Source organism: Streptomyces sp. NPDC032822, from assembly GCF_055578825.1.
The window spans coordinates 323,661-340,683 of sequence record NZ_JBVIOL010000003.1; the positions used below are offsets into that span (position 1 = coordinate 323,661).

General features: G+C 72.6%; 15 protein-coding genes. 7 read left to right on the top strand and 8 right to left on the bottom strand.

Annotated elements, in window-relative coordinates:
• Window positions 1–95: 95 nt before the first annotated feature.
• Together ACZ5VD_RS10600 and ACZ5VD_RS10605 are read right to left on the bottom strand one after the other, a co-directional pair.
• The gene (locus tag ACZ5VD_RS10600; RefSeq protein WP_468681919.1) at window positions 96–707 is read right to left on the bottom strand and encodes a hypothetical protein; all 612 of its coding nucleotides are present in this window, start codon (window positions 705–707) and stop codon (window positions 96–98) included.
• Window positions 708–1,040: 333 nt separating this feature from the next.
• Window positions 1,041–1,823: a class I SAM-dependent methyltransferase gene (locus tag ACZ5VD_RS10605; RefSeq protein ID WP_468682194.1), complete on the bottom strand. Its 783-nt coding sequence runs from the start codon at window positions 1,821–1,823 to the stop codon at window positions 1,041–1,043.
• Window positions 1,824–2,008: 185 nt separating this feature from the next.
• Here ACZ5VD_RS10605 and ACZ5VD_RS10610 point away from each other — a divergent pair, with 185 nt between their 5' ends.
• The 3 genes from ACZ5VD_RS10610 (at window position 2,009) to helR (ending at window position 6,298) form a co-directional block, all read left to right on the top strand.
• Complete coding sequence (locus ACZ5VD_RS10610) at window positions 2,009–3,259, top strand: sensor histidine kinase (RefSeq protein ID WP_468681921.1); 1,251 nt, start codon at window positions 2,009–2,011, stop codon at window positions 3,257–3,259.
• Window positions 3,256–3,894 (top strand): response regulator, encoded by a 639-nt coding sequence (locus tag ACZ5VD_RS10615; RefSeq protein WP_468681923.1) that lies wholly within the window; start codon window positions 3,256–3,258, stop codon window positions 3,892–3,894. Before ACZ5VD_RS10610 ends, ACZ5VD_RS10615 begins: the two co-directional genes overlap by 4 nt.
• A 208-nt stretch (window positions 3,895–4,102) precedes the next feature.
• Complete coding sequence (gene helR, locus ACZ5VD_RS10620) at window positions 4,103–6,298, top strand: RNA polymerase recycling motor ATPase HelR (RefSeq protein WP_468681925.1); 2,196 nt, start codon at window positions 4,103–4,105, stop codon at window positions 6,296–6,298.
• Here helR and ACZ5VD_RS10625 read toward each other — a convergent pair.
• Both ACZ5VD_RS10625 and ACZ5VD_RS10630 read right to left on the bottom strand, forming a co-directional pair.
• The gene (locus ACZ5VD_RS10625) at window positions 6,285–7,082 is read right to left on the bottom strand and encodes a response regulator (protein ID WP_468549628.1); all 798 of its coding nucleotides are present in this window, start codon (window positions 7,080–7,082) and stop codon (window positions 6,285–6,287) included. The genes helR and ACZ5VD_RS10625 overlap by 14 nt on opposite strands.
• Complete coding sequence (locus ACZ5VD_RS10630) at window positions 7,079–8,752, bottom strand: sensor histidine kinase (RefSeq protein WP_468549629.1); 1,674 nt, start codon at window positions 8,750–8,752, stop codon at window positions 7,079–7,081. Before ACZ5VD_RS10630 ends, ACZ5VD_RS10625 begins: the two co-directional genes overlap by 4 nt.
• Before the next feature lie 253 nt (window positions 8,753–9,005).
• Between ACZ5VD_RS10630 and ACZ5VD_RS10635 the strand changes: the two genes are divergently transcribed.
• Genes ACZ5VD_RS10635 through ACZ5VD_RS10645 form a run of 3 tightly spaced genes read left to right on the top strand, consistent with a single transcriptional unit; the run spans window position 9,006 to window position 12,017 of the window.
• Window positions 9,006–9,989: a Bug family tripartite tricarboxylate transporter substrate binding protein gene (locus tag ACZ5VD_RS10635; protein WP_468549992.1), complete on the top strand. Its 984-nt coding sequence runs from the start codon at window positions 9,006–9,008 to the stop codon at window positions 9,987–9,989.
• Window positions 9,986–10,522 (top strand): tripartite tricarboxylate transporter TctB family protein, encoded by a 537-nt coding sequence (locus ACZ5VD_RS10640; protein ID WP_468681927.1) that lies wholly within the window; start codon window positions 9,986–9,988, stop codon window positions 10,520–10,522. Before ACZ5VD_RS10635 ends, ACZ5VD_RS10640 begins: the two co-directional genes overlap by 4 nt.
• Before the next feature lies 1 nt (window position 10,523).
• The gene (locus ACZ5VD_RS10645; protein ID WP_468681930.1) at window positions 10,524–12,017 is read left to right on the top strand and encodes a tripartite tricarboxylate transporter permease; all 1,494 of its coding nucleotides are present in this window, start codon (window positions 10,524–10,526) and stop codon (window positions 12,015–12,017) included.
• Window positions 12,018–12,066: 49 nt separating this feature from the next.
• On the opposite strand, the gene ACZ5VD_RS10650 is transcribed toward ACZ5VD_RS10645, so the two are convergent.
• Together ACZ5VD_RS10650 and ACZ5VD_RS10655 are read right to left on the bottom strand one after the other, a co-directional pair.
• A complete protein-coding gene (locus ACZ5VD_RS10650) occupies window positions 12,067–13,707 on the bottom strand; it encodes a thiamine pyrophosphate-binding protein (protein WP_468549632.1) in 1,641 nt (546 codons plus the stop codon).
• Window positions 13,704–14,489 carry a cyclase family protein gene (locus tag ACZ5VD_RS10655; protein ID WP_468549633.1) on the bottom strand — a complete coding sequence of 262 codons (786 nt, stop codon included), beginning with the start codon at window positions 14,487–14,489 and terminating at the stop codon, window positions 13,704–13,706. Before ACZ5VD_RS10655 ends, ACZ5VD_RS10650 begins: the two co-directional genes overlap by 4 nt.
• A gap of 123 nt (window positions 14,490–14,612) precedes the next feature.
• Here ACZ5VD_RS10655 and ACZ5VD_RS10660 point away from each other — a divergent pair, with 123 nt between their 5' ends.
• Window positions 14,613–15,164 (top strand): hypothetical protein, encoded by a 552-nt coding sequence (locus ACZ5VD_RS10660; RefSeq protein ID WP_468681933.1) that lies wholly within the window; start codon window positions 14,613–14,615, stop codon window positions 15,162–15,164.
• Between the two features lie 21 nt (window positions 15,165–15,185).
• Here the strand turns inward: ACZ5VD_RS10660 and ACZ5VD_RS10665 are convergent, their stop codons facing one another.
• Entirely contained in the window at window positions 15,186–15,398 is a 213-nt protein-coding gene (locus tag ACZ5VD_RS10665) for a hypothetical protein (RefSeq protein WP_468681935.1), read from the bottom strand.
• Between the two features lie 193 nt (window positions 15,399–15,591).
• Window positions 15,592–16,809 (bottom strand): cysteine desulfurase-like protein, encoded by a 1,218-nt coding sequence (locus tag ACZ5VD_RS10670; RefSeq protein WP_468549636.1) that lies wholly within the window; start codon window positions 16,807–16,809, stop codon window positions 15,592–15,594.
• Window positions 16,810–17,023: the final 214 nt, after the last annotated feature.

Consider the following 17,023-nt stretch of genomic DNA (forward strand, 5'->3'; position numbering starts at 1 on the left):
CGCAGAGGAGCCTAGGCGCCGGGGAATGTACGGACAACCCCCCTGACGACGATCAACGTCACCAAGCGCTCAGCGGGGCGGCTCCGGGGCGCGGCTCAGCGGGGGATCTCCTCCACCTTCGCGAAACCCCGCGCCCGGCTCCAGTCCAGCCGCATCAGCCACTGCGTGGACGTGCTGGTGAACCGCAGCCGCGTCGAGTCGCCCACCGCGACGACCTTCTCCCAGCCGTCGAAGCTCTTCGTGAGACGGGTGTCCCAGCGTGACAGATCCCCGGTGCCGACCGCGGCGATCGACTCCATCGGAGGCTCGCCGTCCGCGCAGTAGGGACCCCAGTTCGCGATGACCGCCACGGTGCCGTCGAACGCCTTGGCCGTCAGGCTCTGGCACGGGTCCGACGCCGTCCGGTGGACCAGGTGGGGTGTGCTCCAGGCGGCCGATCCGGCCTCCCGGTGCTGTTCCAGGAGGCCGCGGCCGGTGGCGTAGGACAGGCCCACGCGGCGGCCGTCGGCGAGCTTGATCTCGGCGTCGAAGCGCGGGTGTGCGGGCGAGGGCCTGGCGGTGGCGGTGGACCCGGTTGTCCCGGTGGACGCGGGTGTCCCGGTGGACGCGGTTCCCTCTCCCCCGTAGCCCGGCTGCCCGCAGGCGGCCACGACGACCTCCAGTACCAGGACCGCCCCCACCAGGGCCGGCCGTCGTCGAACCCGCATCCGTGTCTTCCTCCCTCGCCCGACCGGCTCGCGGTCCCGCTCGACCCACCGGTATCGCCCGAGCCTGGCACACGGGGTCGGTCGCGGGTCGGCTGCCACGCCTTCCACCGGTCTACAAGAACGGACCGGGAGGAATCCGGCTCTCGGCCGAAGGGGTTCGGCGTGAGGTGGAGGTGGAGGAACACCTCGGTGACGTGGAACAGGACGAGCCGGACGCTGGAGCCCGTCGTGTCGACCAACCCCTCGCCTTGACCACCCCGTCGCCGCTGAACGGATTCATGTCGACGGCCTGCGCGAGCGCGTCAGGCGGGAAAGGACATCCGGGGCCCGGACTCACTCCGGGTCGCCGTGGGTGACGCGGATCTTGGACTGGCCGTGCGGGAGGTTCTCCCAGTCGTCCATGAAGCGGGCCCTGAGGCCGTGGCGTTCGGCCAGGGTCACCAGGGTTTCGGTGCGGTAGTAGAAGTCCTCCCGGAGGACGTGGTGTTCCTCGCCCTCGGTGCGGTCGAAGGTGAAGTCGAACCGGCCGCCCGGTGCGAGCACCCGGCCGACGTGGGACAGGCACTCGTCGATGACCGGGAGCGGCGAGTGGGAGAAGACGCTGTGCGCGTGCACGACGTCGAAGTGGGCGTCGGGCAGGAACCCCAGCGTCAGGTCGCGGACCGGGGTCAGGGTCGGGAGCCGCTGTTGCAGGCCCATCTCCACGATGGTGTCCTGCGCGGCGACGAGGATGTCCGGCGAGATGTCGATGCCGTGGTAATGCCCGGGCTCCAGGTGCCGGATGAACCGCCAGCCGCCCCGCAGGTTGCCGCAGCCGATCTCCAGCATGCGGTGCTCGGGGCGCAGACCATGGCCGAGCAGGTAGTCGAACTGCATCGCCCCGAGCGCGAGCCAGCGTTCACGGTTGCGGCTGCCGACCGCCGCGTCCGGGTCGGCCCGGGTGTCGGAACGCATCACGGCACGGTAGTAGGAGACGTGGTCGGTGTGGCGGCGGCGCAGCCACAAGTCCCTTGCGGCGCGCGCCAGATGGCGGGGCACCCGGTCGGGGTGGCGCAGGGCGTAGCCGACGCGGTGGCCGAGGGCGGCGCGGTTGGCGGTGAGGTTCTTGGTGGGCACGAGGGCGGCCTTTCCGAAGGGTTCCTTGAGGGCTCCGGGGGTCACCGGCGCCCTGGTTCCAGCCTCGGGGCGGGACCGGTGCGATCGGCTCGGTCAACAGGCTGCGGTCCCAGGACGGTTCGGGTGAACGGCGGGTCGGCCGATCGGTTGATGCGGCGCGGCACGCGAGGCATTAGACACAGAGGATGAGTCACACCGATCCGGACGAGCGCTGGCTGGGCGCGATCGTGCACGGCGCGTTCTTCCTGCTGCTCGGCTCCTCGTTCGCCCGCTTCCTGACCCGCGACCGGGGCGGGGCGCACACGGGGTGGGTGGTGGCGCTGTTCGCGGTCTTCTGTCTGCTGTACGTCCTCGGTCGCTTCCTGGCGCCGGCGCCGCGCGCCGGCCTGCCGCCGACCCCACGTCATCTGGTCTGGCTGGGCTCGGTGTCCGCCGTGTGGATCGTGCTGCTGGTCCTCGCGCCGAGCGCCACCTGGTGCGCGATGCCACTGCTGTTCGCCGGTCTGCACGCGCTGCCCCCGCGGATCGCGGTGCCGGTCGCGGCCGTGCTCACCGCGCTGGTCGTCGCCTCCGAAATCCGCGTCGCCGAGGGCACGTTGAACCCCAACATGGTCGTGGCCCCGCCCGCCGTCGCCGCGGTCGCCACCGCCGTGATGGTGCATCTGCAGCGGCAAGGGGCCCGGCAGCGCCTGCTGATCGACGACCTGGTCCGCACCCGCCACGAACTCGCGGCCACCGAACGGCGGGCGGGGGTCCTGGCGGAACGCCAGCGGCTGGCCACGGAGATCCACGACACCGTCGCCCAGGGCCTGTCCAGCCAGCAGATGCTGCTCCAGGCCGCCGACCGCGTCTGGCGGACGGATCCGGACGCCGCCCACGAGCATGTCCGCGGCGCGGCGGAGATCACCTCCCGCAGCCTCGCGGAGGCCCGCCGGTTCGTCCACGACCTGGCGCCGGCCGACCTCGCCGTGCACACCCTGGCCGGTGCGCTGACCGCACTCGCCGAGCGGGAGAGCGGCCCGGGACTGACCGTGAAGTTCCGGCTCGACGGGGAGCCGGGCCGGCTGCCGGAACGGGTCGAGGCGGCGCTGTTGCGGATCGCGCAGGGGGCGCTGGCCAACGTACGCGAACACGCGGCGGCGACCCGGGCCGCGCTCACCCTGACCTGGCTGGACGACCAGATCTCGCTGGACGTCGCCGACAACGGGCGCGGGTTCGAGACGGATCCCTCGGGTGCCGCCTCGGACCCGGTGGCCGATCGGGAGCGTGGGCACGGGCTGCCCGCCATGCGTATCCGGGCGGGGCAGGCGGGCGGCACGCTCACCGTGGAGTCCACGCCGGGCGAGGGCACCGTCGTATCGGCGGCGATCCCCCTGACACCCTGGGCCGATACGCTCCGGCCCGCCTCGAACACCCCCAAGGAGCCTGTGCTGTGACGTCCGTCCGGTTGTTGTTGTGCGACGACCACGCCGTGGTGCGTGCGGGTCTGCGCGCCCTGCTGTCCAGCGCCGACGGCATCGAGGTGGTCGGTGAGGCGGCCAGCGGGGAGGAGGCGCTCGCCCTGTCCGCGCGGCTGCGCCCCGACGTCGTCCTGATGGATCTGCAGCTCGACGGGGGCATGGACGGGGTGACGGCCACCCGGCGCCTGACCTCCGGGGAGGCCGGTGAACGGGCGGGCCCTCGGGTGCTGGTGCTCACGATGTTCGACACCGACGCCGACGTCACCCGCGCCATCGAGGCGGGCGCCACCGGCTATCTACTCAAGGCCGAGCAGCCCGACGAACTGTTCGCGGCGATCCGCGACGCGGCGTCCGGCCGTACCGCCCTGTCGGCCCCGGTGGCCGACCGGCTGCTGACCCGCCTGCGCAGCCCGCAGCCCGTCCTGTCCGTGCGCGAGCACGACATCCTCGGGCAGCTGGCGCGCGGTCTGGGCAACCGGGAGATCGCGCGGGCGCTGTTCATCAGCGAGGCGACGGTGAAGACCCATCTCGGGCGGATCTACGGCAAGTTGGGGGTGGAAACGCGGTCGGGCGCAGTGGCGGTCGCCAAGGAGAGAAGGCTGCTGCCGTGACGAGCCGAGCGGCGGATGCGCGACAGGGGTGAAGGGGCGAACCCGAGAGACGGCGGGGGGAACCCGCGGGACCAAGGGGGAGTGCCCACCCCTTTCCACTCTCAACGTATAGCGCACCGGGGGGCTTGCGGCAAGGCCCCGGTGGTGCCGCAGAATCGCTGGCCGAGGCCAGTACCTGCGGAAACGGGAGATCCACGAAGTGCGTGACATGAACCCCTTGACCACCACCAGCGCGTTCGACCTTCCCGACCGTCTCTCCCCCAAGGCCGACCCGGCGCTGATCGCCGGCGACGAGCGGCACTTCGCGGCCATCGCGGAGAGCCTCGAACAGACCATCGCCGAACTCTCCGACCGTCTCGCCGCCGAGCGCAGGGCACCCGGCGGCATCGGGCGGGAGGCGATGGAGCGGGACAACGAGATCCACCGGCTGACCGGCCGACTGCGCACCCTGCGCCGCTTCGGCCTGGACCTGTGTCTTGGACACTTCGTCGGCGCGGACGATGCCGAGCCCGTGTACATCGGGCGACTCGGCCTCACCGACAGCACGGGGCGCCGGCTGCTGCTGGACTGGCGCTCCCCCGCCGCCGAGCCGTTCTTCGCGGCGACCCACGCCCACCCGATGGGCCTGGCGAGCCGCCGCAGATACCGCTGGACCGACGGCCGGATCAGCGACTACTGGGACGAGGTGTTCACCGCCGACGGACGTGAGGGGCACGCCGCGCTCGACGACCAGTCCGCCTTCATCGCCAGCCTGGGCGGCAACCGGTCGGCCCGGATGCGGGACGTGCTCGCCACCATCCAGGCCGACCAGGACGCCATCATCCGGGCCGGATCCCGCGGTGCTCTCGTCGTCGACGGCGGCCCGGGCACGGGCAAGACGGTCGTCGCCCTGCACCGCTCCGCCCACCTCCTCTACTCCGACCCCCGGCTCGGCCACCGTCGCGGCGGCGTGCTGTTCGTCGGGCCGCACCGGCCCTACCTGGCCTACGTCTCCGACGTCCTGCCCAGCCTCGGGGAGGAGGGCGTGCAGACGTGCATCGTGCGGGACCTCGTCACCGAGGGAGCCGGAGCGGTGCCCGAGTCCGACCCGGACGTGGCCCGCCTGAAGTCGTCGGCGGACATGGTGAGGGCGATCGAGACGGCCGTCAGGTTCTACGAGACACCGCCCGCCAAGGGAATGACGGTCACGACCCCCTGGGCCGAGGTCCGGCTGAGCGCCGACGACTGGGCCGAGGCGTTCCGGGCACCGGACCCGGGCACCCCGCACAACGAGGCCCGCGACCAGATCTGGGAGGAACTGCTCTCGATCCTGCTGGACAGGCACGACGACGATGTCCCGCCCGAGCAGTTGCGCAGGTCGCTGCTGCACGACGAGGAGCTGACCGGGGCCCTCAACCGCGCCTGGCCGCTGCTCGAAGCGGCGGACCTCGTCGGAGACCTGTGGTCGGTACCCGCCTATCTGCGGATGTGCGCTCCCTGGCTCGGCCCCGACGACGTACGCAGGCTCCAGCGCACGGACCTCCGGGCCTGGACGGTCTCCGACCTGCCGCTCCTGGACGCGGCCCGGCAGCGGCTCGGCGACCCGGAGGCGGCCCGGCGCAAGCGCCGGCACGAGGCCGTCCTCGCCGCCCAGCGCGAGAACATGGCGCAGGTCGTCGACAACCTGATCGAGGCCGCGGCGAACTCCGGCGCCGACGGTGACGACGGCGAGGGGCTGGTGACGATGCTGCGCGGCAAGGACGCCCGGGTCAGTCTGGTCGACGAGGCCGAACTGCCCACCGCCGAACCGGATCTGCTCGCCGGACCGTTCGCGCACGTCGTCGTCGACGAGGCCCAGGAACTCACCGACGCGGAGTGGCAGATGCTGCTGCTGCGCTGCCCGTCCCGGAGCTTCACCGTCGTCGGGGACCGGGCCCAGGCCAGGCACGGGTTCACCGAGTCGTGGCGGGAACGGCTGGAGCGGATCGGGCTCGAACGGATCGACGTGGCGACCCTGAGCGTCAACTACCGGACGCCGGAAGAGGTCATGAAGGAGGCCGAGCCGGTCATCCGGGCCGTGCTCCCGGACGCCAACGTGCCGACCTCCATCCGCAGCGGCGACCTCCCCGTCGTCCACGGATCCGTCACGGAGCTGGACTCGGTCCTCGACACCTGGCTCGCCGCGCACGCCGACGGGATCGCCTGCGTCATCGGTACCGGAGCGACAGGCGGCACCGGGGAAGGCGCGTTCCGGGCCACGTCCCGCGTCCGCTCGCTCACCCCGGAACTGTCGAAGGGCCTGGAGTTCGACCTGGTCGTCCTCATCGACCCCGAGGAGTTCGGCACGGGCGTCGAAGGAGCCGTCGACCGCTATGTCGCGATGACCCGGGCGACGCAGCAGCTCGTGATCCTCACGAGCTCCTGACCGATCCGGGGCCCCCGGGGCGCAGTCCCGCCGGCCGGCCGCGGAACCGGTAGCGGCGTTCGGGGCGGCCCGTCGAACCGTAGCGCAGGGACACCTCGGCGCGGCCAACGGTGTGGAAGTGCTCCAGGTAGCGGCGGGCGCTGACGCGGGAGACACCGGAGAGGCTCGCGCACTCGGCGGCCGACAGCGAACCCTCCGCCTCACGGAGGGTGCGTTCGATCAGTTCGGCGGTCTCCACGCTCATCCCCTTGGGCAGCGTACCGGCGACGGACGCCGGTACGGCCGTGCCGGCCAGCACCCGGTCCACGTCGGCCTGGCTGCGCACGACGGTGGCGAGCAGCCGGCCGCGCTGGACGGCGTAGCGCTCCAGGCGGGCGCGCAGGTCCTCGAAGTCGAACGGCTTGAGGAGGTAGTCGACGACGCCGTGGCGGGCGGCGCCGCGCACCGCGTCCGCCTCCCGCGCGGCACTGATGACCATGACGTCGCAGTCGTGGCCCGCGGTGCGCAGCCGGGGGATGACGTCCAGGCCGAAGAGGTCCGGCAGATACAGGTCGAGGAGGACGAGGTCGGGGCGCAGGGTGTCGACGGCGTGGGCGGCCTGCTCGCCGCTGTGGGCGACGCCGACGACCCGGAACGGCTCGACCCGGTCGACGAAGGTGCGATGGACTCTGGCCACCATGAAGTCGTCGTCGACCACGAGCACGTCGATCGTGTCGGACGTCCCGGGCCTGCCGGTCGTTCCGCTCGTCCCGGTCGAGGCGGTCGGCGTGGTCGGTGTGGTCATCGGGGCGCTCCTTCCGCCACCGCGTCGGTGAGGTGGCTGACGGTCATGCGTGCGGTGAACATGGCCCCGTCCGGGGTGTTGGTCACCGAGATCTCGCCCCCGTGACGTTCGCAGACCAGCCGGGTGAGCGCCAGGCCGATGCCACGCTCGCCCTCCTGGGCCGCCTTGGTGGTGAAGCCGTGCACGAACACCTCGCGGGCAAGTTCCGGGGCGACCCCGGGGCCGGAGTCGCGGACCACGATCTCCACGCTGGAGGCGTCCTGGCGCAGTTCGACCTCGACCCAGGCGTCGGCCCCGTCCTGCGCGGCGGAGGCGTCCACGGCGTTGTCGACGAGGTTGCCCACCACGGTGGCCACGTCGGCCGCGTCCTCGGGGGTGAGCCGGTCCAGGGCGGTGCGGTCCGAGATCCGCAGCCGGACCCGGCGTTCGGCGGCCAGCGAGGACTTCGCCATGAGCAGGGCGGCGACGGCGGTGTCGCGGACCCGGCGGCTGAGGGAGACGTCCAGTGACTGGCGGCGGCGGTTGAGCGCGCGGATGTAGTGCACGACCTCGTCCTGCTCGCCGATCTGGATCAGTCCGGAGATGGTGTGCAGCTGGTTGGCGAACTCGTGGGCCTGGGCGCGCAGCAGTTCGGAGGAGCTGCGGAAGGAGCCGATCTCCCGTTCCAGGCGGGCCAGTTCGGTGCGGTCGCGCAGGGTGGTGACGGAGCCCAGGGGGCGGCCGTCCTTGGTGACGGTCATCCGGTTCATCACCAGCACGCGGTCGTGCCGGACGACGACCTCGTCGCGCCGGCCGTCGCCGGTGCCGTCCTGGCCGACAGCGTCACCCCGGCCGCCCGGGTCTCCCGCCAGGACGTCCCGCAGCCGTCCCTCGATGCCCAGTTCGGCCAGACTCCGCCCCACGCAGTCCTCGGGCAGGTCGAGCAGGCGCCGGCCCATGTCGTTGACGAGGGTGAGCCGGAGCTGCGGGTCCAGGGCGACCACGCCCTCGGCGATGCCGTACAACATGGCCTCCCGGTGCTCGGCGAGGCCCGCGATCTCGCGCGGTTCCAGGCCGAGGGTCTGGCGTTTGACGCGCCGGGCCAGCAGCCAGGAACCGGCGACACCGAGGCCACTGGCGATGCCCAGGTAGGCGAGGAGGTACGAGGAGGCGCCGCTCAGGCGTTGCCACACCGTCGGGTCGGCCTCGCCGATCATCACCGTGCCCAGCTGCTGTCCGAGATGCTCCTGCGTGGCGCCGAGAACCGGTACCTGGGCGACGAGTTCGCGGTCGCCGTCCACGGTCAGCGAGCCGGACCAGCCCCGGCCCTCCCCGGCTCCCCCGCCGAGGGCCAGCCGGCCGCCGATCACCGTGGGGTTGGTGGAGCCGACGATCTCGCCGTCGGCGTCGGCGACCGTCACGGAGGTGACCCCGGACTGGGTCTGGGTGGAGTTCACCAGCGGGGCCAGAGCCTGTTCGGGCGCGGGCCGCACCAGCTGACTGCGGACCAGCGGGTTGGCGGCGAGCTGCTCGGCGAGCGCGACGACCCGCCGGCCCTCGACCCGGTTGAAGGTGGCCTCCGACTGGGCCAGGGAGACCGCGGCGACCGCCACCAACACCACCACCACGATGGCGAGTTGCAGCACCAGCAGCTCGCCCGCGAGGGTCTGACGGCGAAAGGCGGCGACCACGACGTACTCAATCTCCCGTGCCGGCACGGCGGACGGCTGCTCGCCCGCCGGGGCGGCCCATCATGGCGCCCACCTGCGGCCGGGGAAAAGGGGGGTGCACACACCCGGTCCCGGTGACCGCAAAGACCACAACCTCCGTTGGTTCCGGAAGCGAGACAGGCCGTTCACGCACAGGCACCATGTGGCCCACGTCACCCTCCCCCGCAAGGCCGACCCCCGTATCTCACCGACGTACCGACAGGTGGTGGCACTCGTGCGCCTGCGCACCCCCCTCGCCCTGTTCGGGGCCGCCGTGCTCGTGCTCGTGGGACCCCCGCTGCTCACGTCCGGCAGCGGCTCCGCGACCGGCACCCAGATCCCGGGCCTGCGCCTCATGGTCCCCAACTCCCCCGGCGGCGGCTACGACATCACGGCCAGGACCGCCGCGAAGAACGCCGAGGACGCCGGACTCACGCACAACATCGAGGTGTTCAACCTGCCGGGCGCCGGTGGCACCGTAGGGCTGAGCCGACTGGTCAGCGAGCACGGAAACGGCAAGCTGGCCATGTCGATGGGCCTCGGGGTGGTGGGTGCCGCGCGCTCCAACCACGCGCCGAAGACCCTGGCCGACACCACGCCGATCGCCCGGCTGACCGAGGAGCAGGACGTCGTCGTGGTCGCCAAAGACTCCCCGTACAAGACGATCGACGAGCTGATCGGCGCCTGGAAGGAGGATCCAGGGAAGCTGCCGGTGGGCGGCGGTTCGTCGCCCGGCGGGCCCGACCACCTGGCGCCGATGCTGATGGCGAAGGCCGCCGGGATCGCGCCGAAGCAGGTCAACTACATCCCCTTCGACGGCGGCGGCGAGCTGCTCGCCTCGATCCTCGGCAGCAAGGTCGCCTTCGGGGTGTCCGGGGTCGGCGAGTACCTCGACCAGATCAAGGCGGGTGAGCTCAGGGTGCTCGCGGTGACCGGCCCGAAGCGGGTCGGCGAGCTGGACGCGCCCACCCTCAAGGAGTCCGGCTACGACGTGGACTTCACCAACTGGCGTGGGATCGTCGCCCCGCCCGGTCTGTCCGAGGCCGAGCGCGACAAGCTCACCCGGCTCGTCGAGGAGCTGCACGACTCGCCCGAGTGGCGGGAGTCGATGCGGAAGAACGGCTGGGACGACGCGTTCCTGACCGGTGCGGAGTTCGGCGCGTTCCTGGAGGCCCAGGACAGGCGCGTGGTGTCGGTGCTGAAGGAGCTGGGACTGTGACGACGCCGACCGACACCCCCGCGGCCGAGGCTCCCGAACGCCGTTCCTGGCTGCGCGAGCACTCCGAACTCGGCGTCAGTGTCCTCCTGTTGGCCCTCGGCGTGCTGGTGCTGACCGACGCCCTCACCATGGACGTCGACATCACGCAGCGCGGCCCGGTCGGGCCCAGGACCGTGCCGGTCGTGGTCGGCATCGGCCTGCTGGTGGTGGCCGCGCTGCTCGCCGTCGACGTGCTGCGCGGCGGTCGCGGGCAGGCCGAGGTCGGCGAGGACGTCGACCTGTCCGAACCGGCCGACTGGCGCACGGTGGTCCTGCTCACCGGGGTCTTCCTGGGCGCGGCCGTCCTCATCGAGCCGCTCGGCTTCCCGGTCGCGGGCGCCCTGCTGTTCTGGGGAGCGGCCTTCGCGCTCGGCAGCCGCCACTTCGACCGGGATCCGCTCATCGCGGCGGTGCTCTCCCTGGTCACCTACGCCGTCTTCAACAACCTGCTTGGGGTGCCGCTGCCCGGCGGCCCGCTGATGGGAGTGCTGTGACATGGACGCCCTCAACTCCCTGATGGACGGCTTCGGTACGGCCCTCACGCCGGTCAACCTGCTGTGGGCCGCCCTCGGGGTGCTGCTCGGCACGGCGATCGGCGTACTGCCCGGCATCGGGCCCGCGATGGCGGTCGCCCTGCTGCTGCCGGTGACGTACGGACTGAACCCGATCGCCGCGTTCATCATGTTCGCGGGCATCTACTACGGCGCCATGTTCGGCGGCTCGACCACCTCCATCCTGCTCAACACGCCCGGCGAGAGCGCCGCCGTGGTCGCGGCCATGGAGGGCCATCCGATGGCCAAGGCGGGGCGCGGGTCACAGGCGCTCGCGGCGGCCGCCATCGGGCACTTCGCGGGCGGCCTGATCGGCACGATCCTGCTGGTGGCGCTGGCGCCGACGGTCGCCGACCTGGCGGTGGACATCGGCGCCCCGGACTACTGCGCCATCATGGTGCTGGCGTTCATCGCGGTGACGTCGGTGCTGGGTTCGTCGCGGATCCGGGGCCTCGCGTCGCTGCTGATCGGGCTGACGATCGGCCTGGTGGGCCTGGACCAGATGACCGGGCAGCAGCGGTTGACCTTCGGTTCCCTCCAACTCGCCGACGGTGTCGACGTGGTGATCGTGGCGGTCGGTCTCTTCGCGATCGGCGAGGCCCTGTGGGTGGCGGCGCATCTGCGGCGCAGCCAGGGCGAGCCGATCCCGGTGGGCCGGCCGTGGCTGGGCCGTGCCGATGTGCGGCGGACCTGGAAGTCGTGGCTGCGCGGCCCGTTGATCGGTTTCCCGTTCGGCGCGATCCCGGCGGGCGGCGCGGAGATCCCCACCTTCCTGTCGTACGTCACGGAGAAACGCCTCTCCAAGCACAAGGAGGAGTTCGGCAAGGGCGCCATCGAGGGCGTCGCGGGACCGGAGTCGGCGGCGTCGGCCTCGGCGGCGGGCACGCTGGTGTCGATGCTGACCCTGGGGCTGCCGACCACGGCGGTCGCCGCGGTGATGCTGGCCGCCTTCCAGCAGTACGGCATCCAGCCCGGCCCGCTGCTCTTCGAGCGGGAACCCGAGCTGGTCTGGGGCCTGATCGCCTCGCTCTTCGTCGGCATGGTGCTGCTGCTCGCCCTCAACCTGCCGCTGGCGCCGGTGTGGGCGAAGCTGCTGCGCATCCCCCGGCCCTACCTGTACGCGGGGATCCTGTTCTTCGCGGCGGTCGGCGCGTACGCGGTCGGCGGTGAGACCGTCGACCTGGTGATCCTCCTGGTCATCGGCCTGATCGGGTTCGGTATGCGGCGCTACGGGCTGCCGGTCCTGCCGGCCGTCATCGGTGTCATCCTCGGGCCGAACGCCGAACAGCAGCTCCGGCGTGCGCTGCAGATCAGCGACGGCAGCGTGAAGGGGCTGGTGAACACGCCGTTCGCGGTGACCGTGTACGTGGTGATCGCGCTGCTGCTGGCGTGGCCGCTGCTGAGGAGGCTCGTCGGGCGGGCCCGCGCGCACGCCTGACGCGGGCACCGGGGCGCGGTACGTCCGTGCGTATCGCGCCCCGACGTTCTCAGTGGCCGCGGAAGGCTTCCTCCAGCCACCAGGAACCCCGGTCCTTGACCACCTTCGCGTCGATGAGCAGGGGCGCACCGCGGGGCCCGGCCACCCATTGGGCCACCGCCTCCAGATCGGCCGGCGTGCGCACCGTCACCGCCTCGAAGCCGTAACCCCGGGCCACCGCGGCGATGTCCGTCGGCGGGAACTCGACGAGCCGCAGCGGATGTCCGTCGGGCCCGAAGTGGTGGACCTCGGCCCCGTAGGCGTCGTCGTTGTACACGACGACCACCATGGGCAGACCCAGCCGGCGCACGGTGTCGAGTTCTACGGCGCCCATCATCGCGCCGCCGTCCCCGAGCGCGGCGACCGGCAGCCGGTCGGGCCGCGCCAGTGCCGCGCCGATCGTGGTCGCCAGGCCCAGCCCGATCGACTGGAAGGCCTGGGTGAAGCAGAAACCCTGCTCGTCCGGGACCGAGAGGTACATGCTCGGGTGGCCCATGAAGTTCCCGGAGTCCACGCCGACCACCCGCTCGGCGGGGAGGATGTCGTCGAGCGCGATGCTCAGGGTGCGCGGGTCGATCAGGTCGCGGGTGCTCGTGTCGTCGTACGGCACGTCCCGCCAGCGCACCCGGGCGGTGATCGCGGCGGCGATGTCGTCGCTCCGGTATCCCCGGCGCTGCTCGCCGAGCTTCTTCAGCGTGCCCCGCGCGGTGCGTTCCACGTCGCCGGTGACGCCCAGGTGCACCTCGCGGTGGGCGCCGAGCGCCGACGCGTCGTCGTCGATCTGCGCCACGGTCGTGTCGTCGCCGATCAGGTTGCCGTGCCGCATGGTCCACATGTTCAGCGAGCAGCCCCAGCCCACGATCAGGTCGGCCCCCCGGATCAGTTCGGCGGTCAGGGGGGACGCGAAGCCTCCGGACACGTCGAGGGACCAGGGGTCGCCGTGGAAGAGGCCGCGGGCGACGGCCGAGGTCGCCGGCAGGGCACCGCAGCGCTCGGCGAGGGCGAGCAGGGCGTCCCGGGCGCCGGGCGAGCGCGCGCCCCGGCCGGCCACGAAGACGGGCCGCCGGGCCCGTTCCAGGACTCGTGCGAGCGCGGCCAGTTCGGCGTCCGCGGGTTCGACCGCGGCCCGCTCCGGCAGCGGTGCGACGGAGGCGAGGGCGTCTTCGGGCGCGTCCAACGCCTGTACGTCCAGCGGGAGGTTGAGCAGGACGGTACGCCGTTCGAGCCGGGCCCGGCCGAGCGCGCCGAGCGCCTCCTCCACCGCGGTCCGCGCCGAGGTGATCCGTGCGGTCGACGCGCCGAGCGCGTGGGCCAGCGCGTCCTGGTCGACGTAGAAGTTGGACCGGGGCCGGGACACCTCGGCCGCCAGGACGAGCAGCGGTGTGCGGCTCTTGGCCGCCTCGGCGATTCCGGTGAGGGCGTTGGTCAGGCCGGGTCCCTGGTGGACGCTCAGGGCGGCGATCGTGCCGCTGATGCGCGTGTAGGCGTCGGCCATGGTCGCCGCACCGCCTTCGTGGCGGGCGGCGACGAACCGGGAGCCCGCCGCGACCATGGCGTTGGTGAGATGGAAGTTGCCCGAGCCGACCACGCCGAAGACCTGGTCGATCCCGGCTCCGGACAGGGCCCGTCCGACCGCCTCCGCGACCTTCATGACCGCTCCACCAGGGCGAGCACCCGGGCCGGTGCCCCGGATCCGGTGACGATGGGCAGGGGTCCGGCGACGACGACGGCACCGGTCGCGGGCAGTTCGCCCAGGTTGCGCAGCTGGGTGAGCCCGTACTTGTCGCTGCCCATGAGGGAGGCGTGGCACGGGAAGGCCGGGTCGAAGGCGTGCGCGCCGCCGGCGTCGGTGCCGACCGTCTCGACGCCCAGACCGATCACCGGGGCCTCCTCGGCGACCCACCGGGCGCACTCCGGTGACAGGCCGGGGGTGTGGGGGCCGTTCTCGTCCGCGTTCAGGAAGGCTTCCTGCGTGTGTCCGCGGGCGTCCCAGCCGGTGCGCAGCAGCAGCCAGCCGCCGTCGGGCAGCGGGCCGTGCTCGGCCTCCCACGCCTTGACGTGGTCCACCTCGACGAGGAAGTCGGGGTCCTCGGCCGCCTCGGCGGTGAAGTCCAGCACGGCGGCGGGCGCGATCAGCCGACGCACCGGCACCGACGCCACGTCGGCGAGGTCCTTGCCGGTCACCCAGTGGTTGGGGGCGTCGAAGTGGGTGCCGGTGTGTTCGCCGCTGCGGAAGTTGTTCCAGTACCAGGCCGGGCCCCGGTCGTCGTACCGGCTGATCTCCTCCAGCTCGAACACCGCCGTCTGCCCGAACTGCGGGGGCAGTTGGATCACCGGTGTCGTCGACGTCAGCGGTGAGGTCAGGTCCACGACTTCGATCGACCCACCCCGCAACGCGGACACCAGCGCGGCGAGGACGGACGGCTCGGACATGAAGGCCTCCTGAGACAGGCGGGCAGGCATGCGGGACTCACAGCATGCCGGTCATACGGTTGAAGGAGCAGACGTTCCCTGGTATAGACAACCCGGTCGAGGACACCGAGAGGCGGGGACGCCGTGTTCGCAGGACGTACGCCCATCCCGGTGGGGTGGCTGCCGCTGCTCGCGGTCGCCGTGCTGGGCCTGGCCGGCTGCTCCGCCGAGGACCCGGGGAGCGCGGCACGGCCGTCGGACGCTGCGGTCGGCACCGTGACGTCCTCCTCCGTCCCGCCCCCGTCGCCCTCCACCCCGTCCACCGGGAGCCCGGGCCCCTCGCCTGTCCCCGTCACCGGTCCCGGCCAGAAACTGGTCACCATGACGGTCGGCGGCGGCTTCGCCGGCATCCACCAAGAGCTGGTCCTGCGCGGCGACGGCACCGTCCGCACCAGCTCCAAGGGCCGGACCGAGGTGCACGGGACCGGCGCGGCCACGTTCACGGAACTGCGCACACTGCTCGGGGATCCGGCGCTGGACGAGGTCCCCGACCTCACCGTGGACCCGGGCGCGGCGGACATGTTCCAGTACACGCTGGACTTCGAGGGCCGTACGGTCGTCACGGACCGCTCCGCCGAGCGGCCCGCCCTCGACCGCCTGATCGACGCCCTCGGCGCATGGCTGCCGAAGCAGTGACCCGGCGGGGCCGTGCGTTCCTCAGGACGTTCCGGCGGCCCGCGCACGGGCCAGGCCGTCACGGATCATCTCGACGCTGATCACGAAGGGCCCCCGGGCGATCCGCTCGGCCCTCTCGGGGTCGCACACCGCACTGGCCTCGTGGAGGGCGGTGTGGCCCGCGCCGGCCCGATGGAAGGAGGACAACTCGCCCCTGCCCCACGGCCGCAGGTGGGCGGCCAAGGCCTCGCGCACCGGTTCCAGATCCTGCTACCCGCGTCACCGGGCGGCGGTCACGGCCACCATGCCCTCCACCAGGCCGCGCGGGTCGAAGAGTTGCTCAAGCTCCTCCCGGGGACGCAGTGACCGAGCCGCTGCCCGTGCACCGCGCGGCGACCGCGCGGCGCCGGTCGAGGCGGTTGTTCTTGCCGCCGAGCGCCGACGGCCGCTACCCGAGGAAGTCCGACAGGCCCTCAAGGAGGCGGTCGACGTCCTCGGAGTCGTTGTAAGGCGCGAGGCCCACGCGAAGGCCACCGGTGTCCCCGAGGCCGAGCCGACGGGACGCTTCGAGGGCGTAGAAGGAACCGGAGGGGGCGTGGACACCGCGTTCCGCGAGAAACCCGTAGGCGTCGGTCGTGCGGTGCCCCGACGTACCCTCTCCGTCGAAGGTCAGCAGCAGGGTGGGGGTGCGGTCGGCGGCCCGGGAGTGCACGGTGACCCGCTCCAGCGCGGACAGCCCCTTGTCGAGCTGGGCTCGCAGGACCTCCTCGTGCCGCTCCAGCGCCGCGTACGCGGCGGCCAGCCGCTGCCGGCGGGTCCCCGTGGCGTCCGAGTCGAGACCGGCGAGGAAGTCGACCGCGGCGCGGGTGCCCGCGAGGAACTCGTAGGGCAGGGTGCCCAGTTCGAAACGTTCCGGCACGGCGTCGCTGGAGGGCAGCAGCTTGTCCGGGCGCAGGCTCTCCAGCAGCTCCGGGCGGGCGGCGAGGACCCCGTGGTGCGGGCCGAGGAACTTGTACGGGGAGCAGACGAAGAAGTCCGCGCCGAGCCGCTCGACGTCGACCAGGGAGTGGGCGGTGTGGTGCACACCGTCGACGTACAGCAGCGCGCCCGCATCGTGCACGGCTCGGGAGATCGCGGCGATCGCGGGCCGGGTGCCGATCAGGTTGGAGGCCGCGGTGACCGCGACCAGCCGGGTCCGGTCGCCGAGCACGGCGAGGATGTCCTCGACGGTCAGCTCACCGGTCGCGGGGTCGAAGTCGGCCCACCGGACGGTGGCACCGGCCCGCTCGGCGGCCTGGATCCAGGGACGGATGTTGGAGTCGTGGTCGAGGCGGGTGACGACCACCTCGTCGCCGGGCGACCACGTCCTGGCGAGGGTGCGGGAGAAGTCGTAGGTGAGCTGGGTGGCGCTGCGGCCGAAGACGATCCCGGACGGCTGCGCGCCCAGCAGGTCCGCCATCGCCCGGCGGCTCTCGACGACGACGGTCTCGGCGTTGCGTTCCCCGGGCGCGGTGTGCCCCCGGTTCGACAGCGGACGTTCCAGTACGTCGGCGACGGCCTGGATCACCGGCCGGGGTGTCTGGGTGCCGCCGGGCCCGTCGAAGTGCGCGATGCCGGCGCTCAGGGCGGGGAACTGCGCGCGGAGGGCGGTTACGTCGTACGTCACGGAAGCTCCTGTCGGTGCTCGGGCCCGGTCGGAGGGTCGGCCGACCGGCGCCCTGGCGAGGCGATGACGACGGTAATCGATGCCCTCGGCGGCATCGACGGCCCCACCACCAGCGGGATCACCGGGAGCAGGACGCCGGCAGGTTCCCCGGCACCGGGACGGCCCGGGGGTGCGGGCCGGCGGACCTGGACATCGTGGTCACCCACACGCCGGC

What these genes read in the sequence shown, in the direction of transcription:
- ACZ5VD_RS10600 (WP_468681919.1), bottom strand. Translation starts at nt 707, where the DNA reads ATGCGGGTTCGACGACGGCCGGCCCTGGTGGGGGCGGTCCTGGTACTG.
- ACZ5VD_RS10610 (WP_468681921.1), top strand. Translation starts at nt 2,009, where the DNA reads ATGAGTCACACCGATCCGGACGAGCGCTGGCTGGGCGCGATCGTGCAC.
- helR (WP_468681925.1), top strand. Translation starts at nt 4,103, where the DNA reads ATGAACCCCTTGACCACCACCAGCGCGTTCGACCTTCCCGACCGTCTC.
- ACZ5VD_RS10625 (WP_468549628.1), bottom strand. Translation starts at nt 7,082, where the DNA reads ATGACCACACCGACCACGCCGACCGCCTCGACCGGGACGAGCGGAACG.
- ACZ5VD_RS10645 (WP_468681930.1), top strand. Translation starts at nt 10,524, where the DNA reads ATGGACGCCCTCAACTCCCTGATGGACGGCTTCGGTACGGCCCTCACG.
- ACZ5VD_RS10650 (WP_468549632.1), bottom strand. Translation starts at nt 13,707, where the DNA reads ATGAAGGTCGCGGAGGCGGTCGGACGGGCCCTGTCCGGAGCCGGGATC.
- ACZ5VD_RS10655 (WP_468549633.1), bottom strand. Translation starts at nt 14,489, where the DNA reads ATGTCCGAGCCGTCCGTCCTCGCCGCGCTGGTGTCCGCGTTGCGGGGT.